Annotated in this window: 15 protein-coding genes and 1 pseudogene; 7 read left to right on the forward strand and 9 right to left on the reverse strand. The window is 54.1% G+C overall.

Going from position 1 to position 19,661, the window contains the following annotated elements; all coding sequences use genetic code 11:
- The first annotated feature begins 5 nt into the window (after positions 1-5).
- From PMI32_RS11060 to bfr, 4 genes are all read left to right on the forward strand, one after another.
- Complete coding sequence (locus tag PMI32_RS11060) at positions 6-1,007, forward strand: DNA-directed RNA polymerase subunit alpha (RefSeq protein WP_003186012.1); 1,002 nt, start codon at positions 6-8, stop codon at positions 1,005-1,007.
- 42 nt (positions 1,008-1,049) lie between these two features.
- Positions 1,050-1,436, forward strand: a complete 387-nt coding sequence (gene rplQ / locus PMI32_RS11055) for a 50S ribosomal protein L17 (protein WP_007943777.1) — start codon at positions 1,050-1,052, stop codon at positions 1,434-1,436.
- A gap of 189 nt (positions 1,437-1,625) precedes the next feature.
- Entirely contained in the window at positions 1,626-3,080 is a 1,455-nt protein-coding gene (locus PMI32_RS11050) for a catalase (RefSeq protein WP_008030904.1), read from the forward strand.
- Positions 3,081-3,229: 149 nt separating this feature from the next.
- Positions 3,230-3,694: a bacterioferritin gene (gene bfr, locus PMI32_RS11045; RefSeq protein WP_008030905.1), complete on the forward strand. Its 465-nt coding sequence runs from the start codon at positions 3,230-3,232 to the stop codon at positions 3,692-3,694.
- A gap of 136 nt (positions 3,695-3,830) precedes the next feature.
- On the opposite strand, the gene uvrA is transcribed toward bfr, so the two are convergent.
- Complete coding sequence (gene uvrA / locus PMI32_RS11040) at positions 3,831-6,665, reverse strand: excinuclease ABC subunit UvrA (RefSeq protein WP_008030906.1); 2,835 nt, start codon at positions 6,663-6,665, stop codon at positions 3,831-3,833.
- A gap of 191 nt (positions 6,666-6,856) precedes the next feature.
- On the opposite strand from uvrA, the gene PMI32_RS11035 reads away from it, so the two are divergent.
- From PMI32_RS11035 to PMI32_RS11025, 3 genes are all read left to right on the forward strand, one after another.
- Positions 6,857-8,254 carry an MFS transporter gene (locus PMI32_RS11035; protein WP_008030907.1) on the forward strand — a complete coding sequence of 466 codons (1,398 nt, stop codon included), beginning with the start codon at positions 6,857-6,859 and terminating at the stop codon, positions 8,252-8,254.
- 9 nt (positions 8,255-8,263) lie between these two features.
- Complete coding sequence (locus tag PMI32_RS11030) at positions 8,264-8,803, forward strand: single-stranded DNA-binding protein (RefSeq protein ID WP_008030908.1); 540 nt, start codon at positions 8,264-8,266, stop codon at positions 8,801-8,803.
- A 381-nt stretch (positions 8,804-9,184) separates the two neighbouring features.
- A complete protein-coding gene (locus tag PMI32_RS11025) occupies positions 9,185-10,171 on the forward strand; it encodes a glycosyltransferase family 2 protein (RefSeq protein ID WP_008030909.1) in 987 nt (328 codons plus the stop codon).
- A gap of 54 nt (positions 10,172-10,225) precedes the next feature.
- Here the strand turns inward: PMI32_RS11025 and PMI32_RS29395 are convergent, their stop codons facing one another.
- The 8 genes and pseudogenes from PMI32_RS29395 to PMI32_RS11000 all read right to left on the reverse strand — a co-directional run bounded on the left by PMI32_RS29395 (position 10,226) and on the right by PMI32_RS11000 (position 19,141).
- Positions 10,226-11,881 (reverse strand): calcium-binding protein, encoded by a 1,656-nt coding sequence (locus PMI32_RS29395; protein ID WP_157214370.1) that lies wholly within the window; start codon positions 11,879-11,881, stop codon positions 10,226-10,228.
- Positions 11,882-12,034: 153 nt separating this feature from the next.
- A pseudogene (locus PMI32_RS30680) lies at positions 12,035-12,228 on the reverse strand (IS3 family transposase); the annotation flags it as partial.
- A 117-nt stretch (positions 12,229-12,345) separates the two neighbouring features.
- Complete coding sequence (locus PMI32_RS0128950; RefSeq protein WP_157214371.1) at positions 12,346-13,548, reverse strand: hypothetical protein; 1,203 nt, start codon at positions 13,546-13,548, stop codon at positions 12,346-12,348.
- Between the two features lie 3 nt (positions 13,549-13,551).
- On the reverse strand, positions 13,552-14,952 hold the full coding sequence (locus PMI32_RS11020) for an ABC transporter ATP-binding protein (protein WP_008030915.1): 1,401 nt from the start codon (positions 14,950-14,952) through the stop codon (positions 13,552-13,554).
- Positions 14,949-15,800, reverse strand: a complete 852-nt coding sequence (locus PMI32_RS11015) for an ABC transporter permease (protein WP_008030918.1) — start codon at positions 15,798-15,800, stop codon at positions 14,949-14,951. The genes PMI32_RS11020 and PMI32_RS11015 overlap by 4 nt, the downstream gene beginning before the upstream one ends.
- A 5-nt stretch (positions 15,801-15,805) precedes the next feature.
- A complete protein-coding gene (locus PMI32_RS11010; protein ID WP_008030920.1) occupies positions 15,806-17,359 on the reverse strand; it encodes a CDP-glycerol glycerophosphotransferase family protein in 1,554 nt (517 codons plus the stop codon).
- Between the two features lie 230 nt (positions 17,360-17,589).
- Positions 17,590-18,078, reverse strand: a complete 489-nt coding sequence (locus tag PMI32_RS11005; protein WP_008030922.1) for a hypothetical protein — start codon at positions 18,076-18,078, stop codon at positions 17,590-17,592.
- Positions 18,032-19,141, reverse strand: coding sequence for a nucleotidyltransferase family protein (locus PMI32_RS11000; RefSeq protein WP_008030924.1), 1,110 nt, complete (start codon positions 19,139-19,141; stop codon positions 18,032-18,034). Before PMI32_RS11000 ends, PMI32_RS11005 begins: the two co-directional genes overlap by 47 nt.
- Positions 19,142-19,661 lie beyond the last annotated feature (520 nt).

The following is a 19,661-nucleotide window of genomic DNA, read 5'->3' on the forward strand; positions in this document are numbered from 1 at the left end:
CATCCATGCAGATTTCGGTAAATGAGTTCCTGACACCCCGCCATATTGATGTGCAGGTTGTCAGTCCAACCCGCGCCAAGATCACTCTCGAGCCTCTCGAGCGTGGTTTCGGCCACACCCTGGGCAACGCGCTGCGCCGCATCCTGTTGTCCTCAATGCCCGGCTGTGCAGTAGTCGAGGCCGAGATTGACGGTGTACTCCATGAGTACAGCGCAATCGAAGGCGTACAGGAAGACGTAATTGAAATCCTGTTGAACCTTAAAGGTCTGGCTATCAAGCTGCACGGTCGTGACGAAGTTACGCTGACCTTGTCGAAGAAGGGTTCGGGGGTGGTTACCGCTGCCGATATTCAGCTGGATCATGATGTCGAGATCGTTAACCCCGATCACGTAATCGCTAACCTGGCGTCTAACGGCGCCCTGAACATGAAGCTCACCGTAGCTCGTGGTCGTGGTTATGAACCGGCAGACTCGCGTCAGAGCGATGAAGACGAAAGCCGCAGCATCGGTCGCTTGCAGCTTGACTCTTCGTTCAGCCCGGTTCGCCGTATCGCATACGTGGTGGAAAACGCCCGTGTCGAGCAGCGTACTAACCTGGACAAGCTGGTTATTGATCTGGAAACCAACGGTACTCTGGATCCTGAAGAGGCTATCCGTCGCGCTGCAACCATTCTGCAACAGCAGTTGGCTGCGTTCGTCGACCTCAAAGGTGACAGTGAGCCAGTGGTTGTCGAGCAGGAAGACGAGATCGATCCGATCCTGCTTCGCCCGGTTGACGATCTGGAACTGACTGTACGTTCGGCTAACTGCCTTAAGGCGGAAAACATCTACTACATCGGTGACCTGATTCAGCGTACCGAAGTAGAGCTGTTGAAGACTCCGAACCTTGGCAAGAAATCCTTGACTGAAATCAAGGACGTTCTGGCCTCCCGCGGTCTGTCCCTCGGCATGCGCCTCGACAACTGGCCGCCTGCAAGTCTTAAGAAGGACGACAAGGCGACTGCCTGATCGTCGTAATCACCGAACGTCGTGTTTGGTAAGGAATGAACCATGCGTCATCGTAAAAGTGGTCGTCACCTGAGCCGCACTAGCTCGCACCGCAAGGCCATGTTTCAAAACATGGCAGTGTCGCTGTTCGAGCACGAGCTGATCAAAACTACACTGCCGAAAGCTAAAGAACTGCGTCGCGTTGCTGAGCCGCTGATCACTTTGGCCAAGACAGACAGCCTGGCTAACCGCCGTCTGGCTTTCGACCGTACTCGTTCGAAAGCTATCGTTGGTAAGCTCTTCAACGACCTGGGCAAGCGTTACGCTACCCGTGAGGGTGGCTACCTGCGCATCCTCAAGTGCGGCTTCCGCACTGGCGACAACGCGCCTATGGCGTACGTCGAGTTGGTTGATCGTGCTACCGGCGGTGAAGCTGTATCCGCTGAGTAAGACGTCAGTCTGAAACGAAGAACCGGGCCTAGTGCCCGGTTTTTTGTGGGCGTCTGAAAAGTAGGCTCTTCGTTAGTAATTTTCTATCGACACTTACAAGTTAATGAATTTGTAGGTGTAACGTTGGTGATCAATACTCCCTCTCAGCCGATTAGCCGGCAGTTCAAGACTGACAGAGGAAGAGATCGCATGAGCCAAAATAAAATACTTACCACCGCCAGTGGCGCTCCTGTCGCCGACAACCAGAATTCCCGCTCCGCCGGCCCTCGTGGCCCATTGCTACTCGACGACTTCCACCTGATCGAGAAGCTTGCCCACTTCAACCGTGAAAACATTCCTGAGCGTCGCGTACACGCCAAGGGCTCGGGTGCTTACGGTACGTTCACCGTGACGCGCGACATCACTGAATACACCAGCGCCAAGCTGTTCGAATCCGTCGGCAAGCAGACCCCAACGTTTCTGCGGTTTTCCACCGTGGGCGGTGAGCGCGGCTCGGCTGACACGGAACGCGACCCACGTGGCTTTGCCCTGAAGTTCTATACCGAAGAAGGTAACTGGGACATCGTTGGCAACAACACTCCAGTGTTCTTCATTCGCGATCCGCTCAAGTTTCCGGACTTTATCCACACCCAAAAACGCCTGCCGCAAAGCAACCTGAAAAGTGCGCAGATGATGTGGGACTTCTGGTCGCACTCGCCTGAGGCGCTGCACCAGGTCACCATCCTGTTTTCGGACCGTGGCATCCCTGATGGCTACCGTCACATGCACGGCTTCGGCAGCCACACTTACAGCCTGATCAGTGCCAGCGGCGAGCGTCACTGGGTGAAGTGGCATTACAAGACCCAGCAAGGGATCAAGAACCTGGCACCGGCAGAAGCTGCTCGCCTGGCGGGCACTGATCCGGATTACGCACAGCGCGACTTGTTCGACGCGATTGAGCGCGGCGACTTCCCAAAATGGCGTGTGTGCATTCAGATCATGACCGAGGCCCAGGCTGCGGCGCATTACGAGAACCCTTTTGATGTGACCAAGACCTGGTCGCAGAAAGAGTTCCCACTGATCGAAGTGGGTGAGCTCGAACTCGACCGTAATCCGCAGAACTACTTCGCGGAAGTTGAACAAGCGGCGTTCGGTCCGAGCAATATGGTGCCAGGTGTCGGCCTGTCGCCAGACCGCATGCTGCAAGGGCGAGTGTTCGCTTACGCCGATGCGCACCGCTACCGTGTTGGTACCAACCATCAGCAACTGCCGGTGAATACGCCGCGCAGCCCGGTCAACAGCTACCAGCGTGATGGCTCCATGGCGTTTGGCAGCAATGGCGGTGCAGCGCCGAACTACGAGCCGAACAGTTACGTAGAGTCGCCAAAACAGGCGCCTCGTTATGCTGAGCCTGCTTTGGCATTGAACGGTGCGGCTGATCGTTACGATCATCGCGAAGACACGGACTACTACAGCCACGCAGGTGCGTTGTTCCGTTTGATGAGTGATGAGCAGAAAAACCTGCTGACCAACAATATTGCGGGCGCGATGGCAGGGGTCTCCGCTGATGTAGTGGATCGCCAATTGCAGCATTTCTTCAAGGCCGACCCGGCTTATGGAGACGCAATCGCAAAGGCGCTCAACGTACAGATTAACGAAGTCTAAACGAGAAGCAGAACCGCCCTCATTAGGGCGGTTTTTGCGCTATTTAAACTACTTTTCTCAGAATATCTTCGCTTTTATCGCGCAAACCAAGTGACCAAACAGTCGCTGTGGTTCAAACTACAGACTTTCAAGCAGGGAGATGTAGGGCGATGCAAGGCCACCCAGACGTAATCGATTACCTCAACACGTTGCTGACCGGCGAACTGGCCGCGCGTGATCAATATTTCGTTCACTCGCGGATGTATGAGGACTGGGGATTCACCAAGCTCTACGAACGAATCAACCACGAGATGGAAGAGGAAGCGGGGCACGCCGATGCGCTGATGCGCCGAATTCTGATGCTCGAAGGCACGCCACGCATGCGTCCGGACGATCTTGATGTCGGCACCACGGTTCCTGACATGCTCGCTGCCGACCTGCGACTGGAATACAAAGTCCGCGCCGCACTCTGCAAGGGCATCGAACTCTGCGAGCAGCACAAAGACTATGTCAGCCGCGAGATGCTGCGCATTCAACTGAACGATACCGAAGAAGACCACACCTACTGGCTCGAGAAGCAGTTGGGTCTGATCAAGTTGATCGGTCTTGAGAACTACCTGCAATCTCACACCTGACATTGAACCGTAGGAGCACAGCTTGCTGGCGAAGGCGTCCTTGATATCGCCATCGCCAGCAAGCTGTGCTCCTGCAGTGTCAACAAAAAAGCCCCTGTCACCGACAAAGTGACAGGGGCTTTTTCGTGGGCCTGATTCAGGCCTTGTCGCGAGCCAGCAGCGGTTTGAGATAGAAACCGGTGTGAGACTGCTTCATCTCGGAGACTTCTTCCGGCGTACCGACGGCGATAATCTGCCCGCCTTTGGAACCACCTTCCGGCCCCAGATCCACCAACCAGTCAGCGGTCTTGATCACGTCCAGATTGTGCTCGATCACCACCACGGTGTTGCCGTGGTCGCGCAGTCGATGCAGCACGTCGAGCAGTTGCTGAATATCCGCGAAGTGCAAACCGGTGGTTGGCTCATCGAGGATGTACAGCGTCTTGCCGGTATCGCGCTTGGACAGCTCGCGGGACAATTTCACTCGCTGCGCTTCACCACCAGACAGGGTGGTCGCCGATTGCCCCAGCTTGATGTACGACAGGCCGACATCCATCAACGTCTGAAGCTTGCGTGCCAGCGCCGGCACCGCGTCGAAGAACACTCTAGCTTCCTCGATGGTCATCTCGAGGGTTTCGTGGATGCTCTTGCCCTTGTACTTGATCTCCAGCGTTTCGCGGTTGTAGCGCTTGCTCTTGCAGACGTCGCACGGAACATAGATGTCCGGCAGGAAGTGCATTTCAACCTTGATCAGGCCATCGCCCTGGCAGGCTTCGCAGCGTCCGCCCTTCACGTTGAAGGAGAAACGTCCCGGCCCGTAACCGCGGGAACGGGATTCCGGCACGCCGGCGAACAGTTCGCGAATCGGCGTGAACAGCCCGGTGTACGTCGCCGGGTTGGAGCGTGGCGTGCGGCCGATCGGGCTCTGGTCGATGTCGACGACCTTGTCCAGGTGTTCCAGCCCTTTGATGCTGTCGTGAGCCGCAGCCTCAAGCGTCGTCGCACCGTTGAGTGCCGTCGCGCTCAAAGGAAACAGCGTGTTGTTGATCAGCGTCGACTTGCCCGAACCGGACACGCCGGTAACGCAGGTCAGCAGGCCAATCGGAATCTCCAGATCGACGTTGCGCAAGTTGTTGCCGCGAGCGCCTTTGAGGGACAGCGACAATTTCTTGTTACGCGGTGTGCGTTTGGCAGGGACGGCAATCTTCACCCGACCCGACAAATACTTGCCGGTCAGCGAGTCAGGGTGAGCCATAACTTCCGCTGGCGTACCTTCGGCGACGATATGCCCACCGTGCACGCCGGCACCCGGGCCGATATCCACGACATAGTCAGCCAGGCGAATGGCATCTTCATCGTGTTCGACCACGATCACCGTGTTGCCGATGTCGCGCAGGTGCTTGAGCGTGCCGAGCAAACGGTCGTTGTCGCGCTGGTGCAGACCAATCGACGGTTCATCGAGGATGTATAGAACGCCCACCAGGCCGGCACCAATCTGACTGGCCAGGCGAATCCGCTGCGCCTCGCCACCGGACAACGTGTCGGCACTGCGATCCAGCGACAGATAGTCGAGGCCGACGTTGACCAGGAACTGCAGGCGCTCGCGGATTTCCTTGAGGATCTTGTCGGCAATTTCACCGCGACGCCCGGTCAGCTTAAGCACGCCGAAGTATTCGCATGCATCGCCAATCGGCAGATTGGTTACCGCCGGCAGCGTCTTCTCGCCGACCCAGACATGCCGCGCCTCGCGACGCAGGCGGGTGCCACGGCAATCCGGGCAATGCTGGGTACTGAGGAACTTGGCCAGCTCTTCACGCACCGATGCCGACTCGGTTTCGCGGTAGCGACGTTCCAGGTTTGGCACGATGCCTTCGAACGGGTGCGAACGTTTGACGATGTCGCCACGGTCATTCAGGTATTTGAAATCGACGTTCTGGGAGCCACTGCCGTGCAGGATGAATTTCTGCTGCTCGGCCGGCAGTTCGTTGAACGGCACTTCGAGGCTGAACTTGTAGTGCGCCGCCAGCGATCCGAGCATCTGGAAGTAATAGACGTTTCGCCTGTCCCAGCCGCGAATCGCACCTTCGGCCAGGGTCAGTTCGCCATTGACCAGTCGCTTGATGTCGAAGAATTGCTTCACGCCCAGACCATCGCACGTCGGGCAGGCGCCGGCCGGGTTGTTGAAGGAGAACAGCTTGGGTTCCAGCTCGCTGATCGCGTGACCGCAGATCGGGCAGGCGAAGCGCGCGGAGAAGATCATCTCTTCGCCGGGTTCGTCGTCCATCGGTGCGACCAGGGCAATGCCGTCCGCCAGTTTCAGCGCGGTCTCGAAGGATTCGGCCAGGCGCTGTTGCAGATCGGCGCGGACCTTGAAGCGGTCGACGATGACGTCAATCGAATGCTTCTTCTGCTTGTCCAGCTTCGGCAGTTCGTCCAGTTCGCAGATCCTGCCGTTGACCCGGGCCCGGACAAAGCCCTGGGCGCGCAACTCTTCGAAGACCGAAAGGTGTTCGCCTTTGCGCTCGCGGATCACCGGCGCCAGCAGCATCAGTTTGCTGCCCTCCGGTTGGGCGAGGACCAGGTCGACCATCTGGCTGACGGTCTGCGCTTCCAGCGGAATGTCGTGATCCGGGCAGCGCGGAATACCGACGCGAGCGTAGAGCAGGCGCAGATAGTCGTAGATTTCGGTGATTGTGCCGACCGTCGAACGCGGGTTGTGCGAGGTCGACTTCTGCTCAATGGAAATGGCTGGCGACAAACCTTCAATGGTGTCGACGTCAGGCTTTTCCATCATCGACAAAAACTGCCGGGCATAGGCCGACAGCGACTCGACATAGCGGCGCTGGCCTTCGGCGTACAGCGTGTCGAACGCCAGGGACGATTTGCCGGATCCGGACAAGCCGGTGATGACGATCAGTTTGTCCCGTGGCAGGGTCAGGTCGATGTTCTTCAGGTTGTGGGTTCGGGCCCCACGAATCAGGATCTTGTCCAAAGTGGCCTCGCTCGGCGGGCGTCGAAAACGTAGGAGTATACGGCCAAATACTGGATGGATGCACACTATCAAACGAGTGGTTTACTGTCGTACATGAAGAGTCTGTCAGCGGAACGCGTCAAAGCGTCGCGATATACCCTGTCAATCGATGGGACTGGTAGAATCGCGGCCGGTTCACATGAGGTTTTTCCATGCACGATCCCCACAGCGAACGCATGAGTGGCAGTGAGACCCGCGCAGCAAGCGGTCTGGCCCTCGTGTTCGCGTTCCGTATGCTTGGCATGTTCATGGTGTTGCCGGTACTGGCGACCTATGGGATGGATCTGGCAGGAGCGACCCCGGCCCTCATCGGGCTGGCGATTGGCGCTTACGGCCTGACCCAGGCGATATTTCAGATTCCGTTCGGCTTCATTTCCGACCGCATCGGACGCCGCCCGGTGATTTACCTGGGGCTGATCGTGTTCGCCCTCGGCAGTGTGCTGGCGGCTAACGCCGACTCGATCTGGGGCGTTATCGCCGGACGCATCCTGCAAGGCGCCGGGGCGATTTCCGCAGCTGTGATGGCGTTGCTGTCAGACCTGACCCGCGAACAGCATCGGACCAAAGCCATGGCCATGATCGGCATGACGATTGGTCTGTCGTTCGCGGTCGCCATGGTGGTAGGGCCTTTGCTGACTCGCGCTTTCGGGCTGTCCGGGTTGTTCCTCGCCACCGGTGGCATGGCGCTGGTGGGTATCGTGATCGTGATGTTCATGGTACCGCGTTCCACCGGGCCGTTGCAGCACCGTGAATCCGGCGTCGCGCGCCAGGCACTGATGCCGACGCTCAAGCACCCGGACCTGCTGCGCCTGGACCTGGGTATTTTTGTGTTGCACGCGATGTTGATGTCGAGCTTCGTTGCATTGCCGCTGGCCCTGGTCGAAAAAGCCGGGCTGCCCAAAGAGCAGCACTGGTGGGTCTACCTGACCGCGCTGCTGATTTCCTTCTTCGCCATGATCCCGTTCATTATCTACGGCGAGAAGAAACGCAAAATGAAACGAGTTTTATTGGGCGCAGTGCTGACGCTGATGCTCACTGAGCTATTCTTCTGGCAGTTCGGCGATAGCTTGCGGGCCCTGGTGATCGGAACGGTGGTGTTCTTTACCGCGTTCAACTTGCTGGAAGCTTCGTTGCCATCGCTGATCAGCAAGGTTTCACCGGCGGGCGGCAAGGGCACGGCGATGGGGGTTTATTCCACCAGTCAGTTCCTCGGATCGGCACTGGGCGGGATCCTCGGCGGCTGGATGTTCCAGCATGGCGGTCTGTCGGTTGTCTTCCTCGGATGCGCCGGCCTGGCTGCCCTCTGGCTGGCCTTTGCTGTTACCATGCGCGAACCACCTTATGTCACGAGCCTGCGCTTGCCGTTGTCGCCCGAGGCGATCCGCGAAGCGGGTCTGGTTGAGCGCCTGAAGGCCGTCGTAGGGGTAACAGATGCGGTAATCGTTGCTGATGAAGCAGCGATTTACATCAAATTGGACACAGAACTATTGGATCGCACTACCCTCGAGCGCCTGGTGAACAACCCGCCCGAGGCAGCGTGCGTAGCCTAGGAGAACGTTATGGCCCGTGGGGTTAACAAAGTCATATTGGTCGGCACTTGCGGCCAGGATCCCGAAGTTCGCTACTTGCCTAACGGTAACGCCGTGACCAACCTGAGTCTGGCGACCAGCGAACAGTGGACCGACAAGCAGACCGGGCAGAAGGTCGAGAAGACCGAATGGCACCGTGTTTCGATGTTCGGCAAAGTGGCGGAAATCGCTGGCGAATACCTGCGTAAAGGTTCGCAGGTCTACATCGAAGGCAAGCTGCAGACCCGCGAGTGGGAAAAAGACGGTATCAAGCGTTACACCACTGAAATCGTGGTCGACATGCAAGGCACCATGCAACTGCTGGGCGGCCGTCCACAGCAGGGCGACCAACAAGGCGGGGGCAACAACTATCAGCAGTCCGCTCCGGCTCCACGCCAGCAGCAGGCGCCGCGTCCGCAACAGTCGGCACCGCAACAGTCGGCACCGCAACAGTCGCGTCCGGCTCCACAGCAGGCCGCTCCTCAGCCGGCTCCGGATTTCGACAGCTTTGATGACGATATCCCGTTCTAGGATATTGCTCAGACTAAAAGTGTATGGTTTTCCCCTGAAAGCCCCGAGAGTTCTGCTCTTGGGGCTTTTTCTTTGGCTCGAAAAAATTAACGATTACGCACAGAAAACGGTCTAGGAGGACAACTGGTAGGGGCAATTTTCTGTGTAGGAAAAATGGGTTTTTCTCTGTGCACAAGATAGACAACTCTTTAGTTGATGTGGAAAATGCCTACGCAGCGGCCTGCCTTTTCTGATGGATACTAGTAGTGTTTTGTATCTAGATCTGGTTTGACTATTGTGTTGTAAGTGTGTAGTGCGGAAGTATTCCATTTTTGTGGAGCATTAATTTCTATTGCTATCGACATTGATATTTAGAGCTTAGAGTGGTGAGGAAGTGTTAGTGTGAACGGGATTTCAAAAAGTTTAGATTTTAATCGCGTGTCTACGGATTGTTTTGGTTTGGCTGCCACTGCTTCTGTCGCCGTACTACTATGTACACGAAATGGCGAGCGCTTCCTCAATGAGCAAATGGCTTCCATTTCTCGTCAAACCCATCAAAATTTTAAAGTTTTTGTTTCTGACGATGGTTCGAATGACTCAACGCGGGCCATTATTGCCGCTCATATTGAGTGTTGGGGGCGTGAGCGTATTGAGTTGGCTGAGGGGCCGCTAAAGGGGTTTGCTCGAAACTTTCTGGCCGTCAGTTGTCGTGCCGATGTGGAAGCCGACTATTATGCCTGGTGTGATCAGGATGATGTTTGGAATGAAGATAAGCTCAAGATAGCCGTGGATTGGCTTGCAAACGGTGACGCTTCTGTGCCGGCGTTATATTGTTCGCGTACTGAGCTGATTGATGAATGTGGGGCGAGTATTGGCTTCTCTCCCTCATTTTCAAAGCCGGCGACATTTCAGAACGCACTGGTTCAGAATATTGCAGGTGGAAATACCATGGTCTTCAATCAGGCACTGATGAATTTGATTCGCGAAGCCGGTGATGCCGTGCCTGCTGTTTCTCATGACTGGTGGGCCTATATGATTGTCAGTGGTTGTAATGGTCGAATTCATTATGATTTGAAACCAACTGTTCTCTATCGACAGCACAGTTTGAATTGTATTGGTACTAATCGTGGCTTCCTCAATCATAGTAAGCGTGTAAGAGAGTTGTTGCGCGGGCGTTTTCGCAGTTGGATCGATAATAATATGATTTCTTTGCAGATGATTAGTCATCAATTTACTGCGGAAAACAGAAAGACACTTGAGCGCTTTTCTGAGGCTAGAAATAATGGGTTTTTTGGAAGGGTTTTGGGCCTTAAACATTCAGGGGTATATCGCCAGACGTTGATGGGGAATATCGGTCTGATTGTCGCGGTGATTGCGCGGCGCGTGTAGTGCAATGGGACGCGTGCCTGTTGGTAAGCGTCCGATAGTTATGCCGGTTTGATGTCAGAAGATAAAATCAGCAGGAGTGAGCGTTTCTTTCGTTACATTGAGCAGCAAGATTGAGTCGTCAGAGTTCAGCGTGATCAGCAAGTCGTCGCCCACTGCTTTCGATGCGCTCAGTACTTCTTCAAATGTACCTAAAACGCCAGCAAGGTCAATTTTGTCTTGCTCGCCGGTACTGCCCGAAAAGTCTCCGATAATGGTTTTTTCGCCGCCGCTGCCTTTCCAGAAAATGAAGGTGTCAGCGCCCAGGCCGCCCCACAGAATATCGTTGCCAGCACCTCCATCAAGAACATCATCACCTGAACCGCCAAAAAGCTCGTCGTCCCCGTCATCGCCATAGATATAGTCATTTCCTGCTCTGCCTTCAATACGATCGTTGCCAACTCCGCCGGCCAGCAAGTTGTCGTTGTCATTGCCCAGGATTGTGTCGTCGTAGGGGCTGCCTTGGGCGCCCTGAATGGCAATCAGGCGGTCGTTTCCGCTGCCCGTCGCTCGACCGGCGGCCAAGTCAATGAATACAGGGCTGTCGGGTTTACTTGGGTCAATCGGGGACCAGTAATCGACCATGTTCCGTTCGCCAATTCCAATAATGATATCGTCGCCATTGGTTGGGTTTGGTCGCGGAAGAAAAGCGGGGTAGGCAAGGCGATGCAGTGGTGAAAGGTAGGTGAGGTAAGGTGGCTCCACAGTTTCGACCTGGCCAGGCGTTGCTCGGCCAGGCTTCAAATCGAGGGTCTGTTCATCCGAGGTGTTCTGCCCGAGATCGGCCACTCTTGTTCTGCTTTGATTGTCAGGGAGGTAATAGGGGATAAACGCGTTGGTGACTCTATTCCCAAAGAGACTGCCTGATTCAGAACGCTTGAACGTTATTCCCTGTTTGAAGTTATTGATTGTATTGTGTCTGACGACGACATCGTGAATACCGTCGCCGCCTACCCATATTCCGTAAGTTGATCTTGATCTGGTTTTCCAGGCAGGAGAGCTACTGCTGATTTCAAACTCTCGGTTGGCCACATGGTTACCATCTACAATGCTGCCTTCGCCATATCGGGAGAGTGAGATCCCTACACCCTCACCAATATCTTGAATCCCCATGCCTCTTACTTCCATGATGCTGTTGTTTTTGACGAGAACTTGCTTGCCAAACGCCTCGATGCCCATGGAGTAAGCATTGTCAATTGTGGTATCGCCCCCAATGTCCGAGATCATATTGTTACTGATGACGGAGTTTTCACCCTCAACCCGAATCCCTCGGAAGGTGCTAAAGCGGATGTTCATGCCGTCAACTAAGTGATTTCGACCTACCAGCGCTGAAGAGGATTCTGCAAAGTCAGAAAGTCCAGAAAGGTAAATGCCGTACTGGAAACCGCGAATAAGTCCGTTTTTTACGGTTATGTTGCTTTGGCCGAAGGAAAAAATGCCGAATCCGGTATTGCCCCCGCCTGTTGATCCAGTGATCGTATTGTGATTGAGATTAATGGTGACATTGCTGGCATTGATTTCAATACCGTTGCGGTCGCTATGTAGCGATTTTTCAAGCTTGTAGTTTCCTGGCTCGTTGATGGTGTAGGGGAGCTTGTCAATAATGATGTCGTTATTGGGTTTTTCATCATGAAGAAAAATAATCGACGATGGAAAGGCGAAAATTATAAACATGGCAATTAGCGAGGGGGGAAGGCGTTTCACATTGAGAGGGAGCATTATTAAGTGGGCCTAAGTGCGGAATTATGCAAGATGGTTGTCGCGTCAACTGTGTTTTTGTGCGGCTATTTTCAGTATTGGCAACTCCGTTTCCGGATTGTGTAGCGGTCAACCAATCCCGGGCACGACGTTGAATTTTTCTTCGGTCCGAGCTGGCGACAACCCACCGGTGAATTGATGGGGCGGATCCAGTTGTACCGATACATCAAGAAAAGACGGATATCGCGCTGGGTTTCTTGAGCAGTTCTATCACCCACGGTCGGTATCCATTCAGTTTTCAAGCTACGGAGCACATGATCCAGAGCTACAGCCAGAGAGCGCCATTTCCCCCGGGTCCCGATTTAGGTGATGTCGACACCTCGGTTGAGCGAGCATTCTCGCCTAAATTGGGGGTTGGTTTCATTAGGCCACTACACTTTTTATCTAGCCTGACACCGGGGTGGGCTTGGTGGGGGGTATTTTGATTGTTTCAATATTCTTTCGTTGGCCAAGCTCATGTATTTTTTATAGTCCGGCTTAAAGAATTCTTCGATGTGTTCGGCAGTGAGCGCGTGAATGAGGTTGGGGGTTGGCAGTAGGCTCAGCAGTGCCGATGCCGATGAAACGGAGATGATACTGCAAGAATTGAGTACTTGACCGAGAAACTCAATAGGTAGGCGATCCAGGTGTTCAGGGAGTTTTTCGGCGTGATAGTGATCGAGGCGCTGTAACAGCCGTGCAACGAACGTGGCCGGGGTTCCGGCATGTTTTTTAATAAAAACTGCACGACCCGGCGTCACGTGCTCCTTGCAGATCTGGACATACAGCTGGAGCTCATCCTCTTCACAGGTAAGCTTGCTACTCGTGAAATTGCTGAGGATGAGTACCCAGGCAGGTTCTGTTTTTGACCTTGCGCTAATGTCCTGCTCAAGTTGGAGCATGGGTGCGAAAAATGTTTTCAGAGTGGCAAGCGTCTGCTCGAGAATATCGATAGGTATGGTTGTACGTGTTGGGCAGGGAAGGGACGAATCCAGATCATCAAAATTGACAGCGGTCAACGCTGTCTCTGCCGCAATCCATTTGCCGGCAATGCTGACTCGGTTGAACCAAAAAGAGTTTTTCAGACCGCCAAGGCTAAGGTCAAAGGGGTTAGCGCGGGGCCTTGTAGGTGGATAGAGAAAGCCAGGCGAATCGCCATAACAGATGTTCCGTTTGGCTAGCAAAGCCTGCATAAATGCCTGCGCAGTATGTTCTGAGCTGGCATCGTGTGCGTAATAGAATGTGGCGCATTCTCCGGGAGTGATTTTCAAATACTCCCTGAGCCACTCTGAGCGCTTCATCAATTTGCGATACGGTGATAACGGGCCTTTACGTTCCTTCAATGATGGCAGCACCGCTGTGATGAACGGGAAGCTTTTGAGTGCAGCATCGAAAAATTGCCGAACGTGTGAGTTCGGCAAATGGTCGTTCGGTTGATAGGACCACAGTACGAGGGTGGCTGGGCTTTTGCTGGAAATGCCCCGAGATTCTCTATCATAGCGAAGCGCGCAGAGGGCGTGCAGCAGTTGATGCGGGAACGAGATCAAAATCACCACCTTCCCTTGGGGGGCAAGGGAGAGGGCGTTCGTATTGTCTAGAGCCACTGATTATCGCGCCTGACGGTCAACAGGCATGTCGACATCCCAGGATAGTTGAGGCCGAACCATGCAATTTGGCCATGCGTTGGGCCAGTTTCCACGAACCCCGGTCGGTTCGCTGTCATCGGCAACCGTGAAGCTGAGAACGGCCTGCCTGATGATCCTATGATCGATTTCAGCGCCTGGCCAGAGCTCAACGTCAATACGATAGTCGCCTACATTTAGCAGCGGTGACTTCACAGTGCAACGTTCAACATGTTGTCCCACTGCCCGAACATCAGTGCCGGTGTACAGGTTGTCCATGCTCACCAGTACATAATGGCCCGCAAGATCTTTCAGGTGAAGGTGCACATTGATCGGCCATTTCTCCTCAAGTACCGTGAACTTGACTTCAATGACGAACTCTTCCTTCACGTCAAATTCGGAACTCGGGTTTCCGGCTTGATCAAGAATCATGATCGAGTCCAGCCTTACGCAGTCGTCAAACATCGGTGCGCTGTGCTCTGCCCAAGTGACTGCCGGTGTCAGTTGAATGCCAGAACGGATATAGGAGCGAGTAATGTCTGAAACCGTTTGCGTGGGAAGTGTTTTGTCGTCGATGTTTTTCGGCAGTTCGATTTTGCTGTCGTTGATAATACGACCGTGAGCCATGTGCACGGCTCTGTTGCAAATGCGGTTGACGGCATCCATGTCGTGGCTGACGAACAGCAGTGTCCGGCCCTGGTCTGCTACTTGAAGCATTTTTTCGGTGCAGCGTCTCTGGAACGCCGCATCGCCAACAGCCAAAACTTCATCGACGATGAGAATCTCGGATTCAAGGTGTGCTGCCACGGAGAATGCGAGGCGCACATACATGCCTGATGAGTAGCGTTTCACCGGAGTGTCGATCAGCTCCCCGAGTTCCGAGAACTCGATGATTTCCTCAATGCGACGGCTGATTTCTTGAGGTTTCATGCCCATGATCGAGCCGTTCAGGTAGATGTTTTCACGGCCGCTGAGGTCGCCGTGAAATCCTGTACCAATCTCCAGCAGACTGATCAATCGTCCGCGGAAACGGAAGCCACCATGCGAGGGTGAAGTGATTCTCGACAGAATTTTCAGTAGCGTACTCTTGCCGCAGCCGTTCGGACCGATAATTCCGACTCGGTCGCCTTGTTTTATCTCCAGGTCCACGTCTTTCAGAGACCAGAAATGGTTGGCGGGCGCATCTTGGGTCTGTAGTGCGTCAAGAATGGTGTGTGATTCGTGAGTAGTCTCCACCGGTTTCGGAGTGTTCGACTTCTGCAGTGGGTTAATGACTCGACCGAGCATCCACCGGATACGCATGTTGATCATTTCGGCGGCCGTAACATTGGACTTGCCAATACGGTACAGTTTGGAAATGTTCTCGCAACGAATGGCCCATGTCATAGGGTGTCTACCACGTTTTTATCGAAATGCTGGAATATAAACACACCAACCGAGAAGCAAGTCACTGCAATGGCAATGAGCGTGAGCAGGCTGCTTTGTGCTGGCCAGTGCCCGTGCATGGCATCACGGTAACCGTTAATCACCAGAGAGAGCGGGTTGACGGCGTACCAGGGTTTGGCCCAAGGCGGGACGGCTGAAACCGGGTAAATGGCGGGCGTCGAGTAATAAAAAAGCTGCAATGCTAACGGGACCAAGTGCTTTACGTCTCGATACTTGGCATTTAAAGGCGCAAGCATCAGGCCTATGCCCAAGCCTGTCATCAGCGTGCAGGCCAGCAGCAACGGCATGATGAAGAGCAGTTGAAGCGTCCATACGTCATAGATAATGGCGAATGGGGTTATCAGCAGCGTGTACGCGATCAGAAAGTCAACTGCCGCGCCTACGGCGTAGGCGCCGCCAATGAGCAGGCGAGGAAAGTAGACTTTGGTGATCAGGCCTGCATTACCTTCGATCATCTGAACCGAAGGATTGAGGACGTTCATGAAGGCGTACCAGGGTATGACCGCCACCAGATAAAACATGATGGTTGGAAGCCCGTCGGTCGGTACTTTGACCATGATGCCGAACACAATAACGAATACACCAACGGTAATGAGTGGCGTCAGAACGACCCAGCCCAATCCGAATATCGTTTGTGTGTAACGTCCCTTCAGGTCGCGTTTGCAGAATACCCACAACAGCAATCGAAAATCCCATAGGGTTCTGAGCAGACCGAAGAGGTCGAAACGGCGTGAATTGTTGACGACCGTTTCTTTGAGGGGGGGACGGATTTTTTCTTCGATACTCATGAGTGTCAGGTTCTGGCTGAGGGCGTGGAGAGAGGCTGAGCGCTGGTCAGTTCGTCGAGCAGGTCGATTATTCTCTCCATCGATTTACCATCATGCAGTCCCCATTCATGAGCGCATTCAGTTTGATTGGCTCGGGCTCGGGCGTAGGCTTCCTTGTCGTCAGTCAGTTGCTCCAGGGTCGATTGGAAGACACTGTAGCGGTTAGTGGTAACGAGACCTTTGGCGTTTTCGAAGTCGGTATAACCGTAGTCATAGCAGTCATAGTTAATGGCTGGAATGCCACAGGCCGTTGCCCAGCGCAGCGTGGAGGACACGCACGCGACAAACAGGTCGCACGCGGGGACGAGTTCTAGTGTGTCGATGTCGGTAACCCGGTGATGCAGGCGATAAGGCCGAAGGATTTCACTTAAAAACTCGGGGTCGGTTACTGGGTGTGGGCGAATTATCACGTTGAAATCTGTGCTGCGACTGACGCTTGCAAGCGCTTTAGCCCAAGCCTTGCAAAGTGCTTTGTAGTCGCTGAACTCCATCGGGATGCTGCGTGATCCATATTGGTCGGTGGGCCAGGCGCAGACGAGCAAAGGCTTCGCAGGATCCAGGCGCAGACGCCGGAAAACGCGCTCTCGAGCGGTTTTGGACTCTCTTGCTGCATGCATGACGTCGTCGTATGCGGCCCCCGTCAAACGCAACTGCTGCTCCGGGAAACGCATGCGGCGATAGTAACGCTCCATTTCAGGGCTTTCGACGCCGATGCAGGTGACGCTGCTGTTGTTTGGGATCCACGGGTGTTCCGGTGCAAAGCCGAAGGCTTCGAGGAAAAATATTCGCTGGCCGGGCAGGCGAAGGAGTTTCTTCGAGGCGTAGTAGTTGACCCAGTGCGGAAACAGAAAAGCGGCAAGTTTGTTAAGAATGTTTCTGTCCGCTTCGTACATGGGCTTGTCGGAAAGGCTTTCGACCATTTCCTTGGCTGTGCCCACTGCGAACGGAATGATCAGTGTAGGTACGTTGTCTTTGTTGCAGATTTTCGTCAGCAGGGTATTCACCGATCCCGGGAATTCCTGGCCGAAAACCACCACTGAAGGCTTGAGTAATTTATAGAGCAGGCGCGCGTAGTTGAAGGGTTTGAAATTGTTGCCGTTGGCCTTTTTCCTGCTCTTTTGCAAGGCATCAGTGGCGGTATCATGCAGCTTGAAAAAAGGGCTGAGCGCCGTCGTGAGGATCAGACCGGCCCATGTGAGTGCGCCGCCTTTGGGGGTTGTTTTTTGCACCAGCGAGTGAGGGATGTAACCGTTTTCAAGCCCCTGCGCGATTTTTTCGTACTTTATCGTCAGTGGAGATCGCTTCAGCGAGCGCCCTGGGTAGTAAGCAGTAAAGCCATTCAGGCGGCAAAACGCACGGTCCGGCTTGAGGTTGATATAGCTTGCGTGTGTGAAAAGGAAGTTGACGTCGTAACCTGCCAATTTGGCGGCTAGAGCAACACGGCGAAGCTCGACGAACTCCCCGGCCTCGTTTACGACAAAAAGCACCTTTTTGCCGGGGAGTGGAGAGTCCAATTTCATTCCTCACCTCTTGTTGCGTGCATCGTTCTGACATCTCCGTCGCTAAGCTTATGAAATAGTTGTGTCGCGTAAAGTTTGAGCAGAAAACGTGTCCCAAGAAAGCGTGGCTCGTGAGCCTTTTGGTGTGCAATTTTTCGTTCGGCCCTGTGCACGATCGGCTGTGCCGTTCAGGTCGACTGAACACATTGTTATCACCAGCTCATCAGCAACGCTTTCGGCTCGGTTTTTACTTACTTAGCATCCTTGATTGCCGCTTTGGCTCGTAATTTAGCGCTTTTAGCCTTTTGGGCTGCATCTTTGGCGACTTGCGACTTCGGGGCTGCTGCAGAGGCGGCGGCTGCAAGTTGTACGTAGGCGTCAAGCCTTAGCATTGCCGACTCTGGCGAGGAGTTAAGTTCAGTTAGCGCCTTTTCAGATGCTTCCATCGCAGCAATGGCGACAGATTCCGGGGACTTTGCGGCCAGCTGTGCAGCGCCTTCGGGGGAGGACAGTGCAAGTTGGAGGGCCTGATTTTCAATGGTTTCTACAACGGCAGCTTTGGCGGGCCTGCCAAGAGCTTCCGCTTGCTTGTCAGATCTTTGATCGCAGCCAGCAATGCTGCCCACAGTGATGGTCAAAACAGTAAGGAGCAGAAGCATTTTTTTCATGAGATATTCACTTTGCTGTTTGGCGTTAGTTTTGCTGGCTGCCGATGTGGTTTTTTTGCGCAGCCCATTCATGTTGTGCTCGTTCGAACTCTTCAATGCGACCAATGTCGAGCCAGTACTCACGTAGAGGAAATGCCGCAGTGGCTCTGTTCGACGCGATCAAATCCTCGAACATCGTGGGCATGTCGTAAAAAGTGCCGGCGGGAATTTGATCGAGCACTGATGGTGAAATAACGTAAATTCCCGCGTTGACATAAAAGCTGTGTATCGGTTTTTCATCGATGCCGACAATAGCTGGGCCATCGACCTTCACCACCCCGTAGGGCACTTGAAAGTCGTACTCGCGTACCGTCATCGTCGCTTCGGCGTTGTGATCTTCATGAAACTGCAGCAAATTGTCGAAACGTGCGTGGGTCAAGAGATCACCATTCATGACTAGAATGGGATGTTCTGGACGTTTGGACAGTAGCGACAAGGCGCCTGCTGTACCGAGCCGTTTGTTTTCTTCCAGATAGCGAATTCGCACCCCCCATTTGCTGCCGTCCCCAAAGTGGTTGCGTACCACTTCAGCGAGATAGTTGACGGAGAGAAAAAAGTTGCGAAACCCTTGCTCGATGAAACTCTCCAGAATGCACTCCAATATGGGCTTTCCGGCAATCATCAGCATCGGTTTTGGGCAGTTTTCTGTTAGGGGGCGTAGTCGCTGTCCCAAGCCGCCAGCCATCAGGACCACCCAGTTGGGGCGCTCAAGTATTCCAGTCAGGGCATCAAGAGTGGCAAGGCCCACGACACGCTGCTGGTCATCGACCAGTGGCAGGTGGTGTAGAACCTTTCGACGCATCAGGTTCAATTGTTCGTTGCTGGAGGATGTAGCGTGGGCAGTCTCTGGTGCCTTGTTCATGACTTCGGCAACAGGCGTTTCCAGGTGGACGTCCCTGAGAATCGCTCGGCGAACATCTCCGTCGCTGAGTAGACCGACAAGCTTTTCGTTGTCATCCAGCACCAGCGCCATTTGCATTCCGCAAGTATCGATGCGAACAATCGCCTTACGGAGCGGGGTGTCCGGCGAGACTACAGTATCTCTCCAATCCTTCACTTTTTTCGATTCCATATCTGGCTGGAGGAAGTACAGCATCCCTGCCTACTCTGTTTATATTGCTCGGAATCTATAGCGCGCCGAGTTGTTGCGAAACTCCGGCTATTGAGCCAGAGCGCGGCAAGCCTACACTAGAGGTCTCGCAAGTCAATAAGGGGGGGCAGGGGGGGTGGATCTTGTAAAGGGGAAAAAGGTATCTATGCATGTTCAATTTTTGCGAGAAGAGAGTGTCGCCAAGGTGTTTTTCGGTGCCGTGTGAGCTGGTATGATCCGCCGATTAATTGAAAACAATTGTTTTTTTCTGGTGATGTGGTTAGTTGTACGGCTTGTACTAGTGCAGGGATGCATTCTCATCGATTTCTTGTCAGGCGCTGCTCAGGCGTTTTGCGATTGATTCTGACGAAGCACCTTTGGCGTAAATCAAGGCGTGCATCTCCCTCCTGATTTAATTTTTTACAAAATTCCTGGTTTCACTGCATGGCGTGCGACGTTGTGTCATCGTTTTCCCTTGTTTCGTGTGGGGCATGCTGATGGCGCAAGTAGGGCGGCGCCCTGCAAG

Origin of the sequence: Pseudomonas sp. GM60 (assembly GCF_000282415.1) — a bacterium.
Classification (GTDB): domain Bacteria; phylum Pseudomonadota; class Gammaproteobacteria; order Pseudomonadales; family Pseudomonadaceae; genus Aquipseudomonas; species Aquipseudomonas migulae.

Coding starts and splice junctions, on each gene's coding strand:
- PMI32_RS11020 (WP_008030915.1), bottom strand. CDS start 14,952: ATGACATGGGCCATTCGTTGCGAGAACATTTCCAAACTGTACCGTATT.
- PMI32_RS11005 (WP_008030922.1), bottom strand. CDS start 18,078: ATGAATGGGCTGCGCAAAAAAACCACATCGGCAGCCAGCAAAACTAAC.
- PMI32_RS11015 (WP_008030918.1), bottom strand. CDS start 15,800: ATGAGTATCGAAGAAAAAATCCGTCCCCCCCTCAAAGAAACGGTCGTC.
- PMI32_RS11030 (WP_008030908.1), top strand. CDS start 8,264: ATGGCCCGTGGGGTTAACAAAGTCATATTGGTCGGCACTTGCGGCCAG.
- bfr (WP_008030905.1), top strand. CDS start 3,230: ATGCAAGGCCACCCAGACGTAATCGATTACCTCAACACGTTGCTGACC.
- rplQ (WP_007943777.1), top strand. CDS start 1,050: ATGCGTCATCGTAAAAGTGGTCGTCACCTGAGCCGCACTAGCTCGCAC.
- PMI32_RS11050 (WP_008030904.1), top strand. CDS start 1,626: ATGAGCCAAAATAAAATACTTACCACCGCCAGTGGCGCTCCTGTCGCC.
- PMI32_RS29395 (WP_157214370.1), bottom strand. CDS start 11,881: ATGTTTATAATTTTCGCCTTTCCATCGTCGATTATTTTTCTTCATGAT.
- PMI32_RS11010 (WP_008030920.1), bottom strand. CDS start 17,359: ATGAAATTGGACTCTCCACTCCCCGGCAAAAAGGTGCTTTTTGTCGTA.
- PMI32_RS11060 (WP_003186012.1), top strand. CDS start 6: ATGCAGATTTCGGTAAATGAGTTCCTGACACCCCGCCATATTGATGTG.
- PMI32_RS11035 (WP_008030907.1), top strand. CDS start 6,857: ATGCACGATCCCCACAGCGAACGCATGAGTGGCAGTGAGACCCGCGCA.
- PMI32_RS11000 (WP_008030924.1), bottom strand. CDS start 19,141: ATGCTGTACTTCCTCCAGCCAGATATGGAATCGAAAAAAGTGAAGGAT.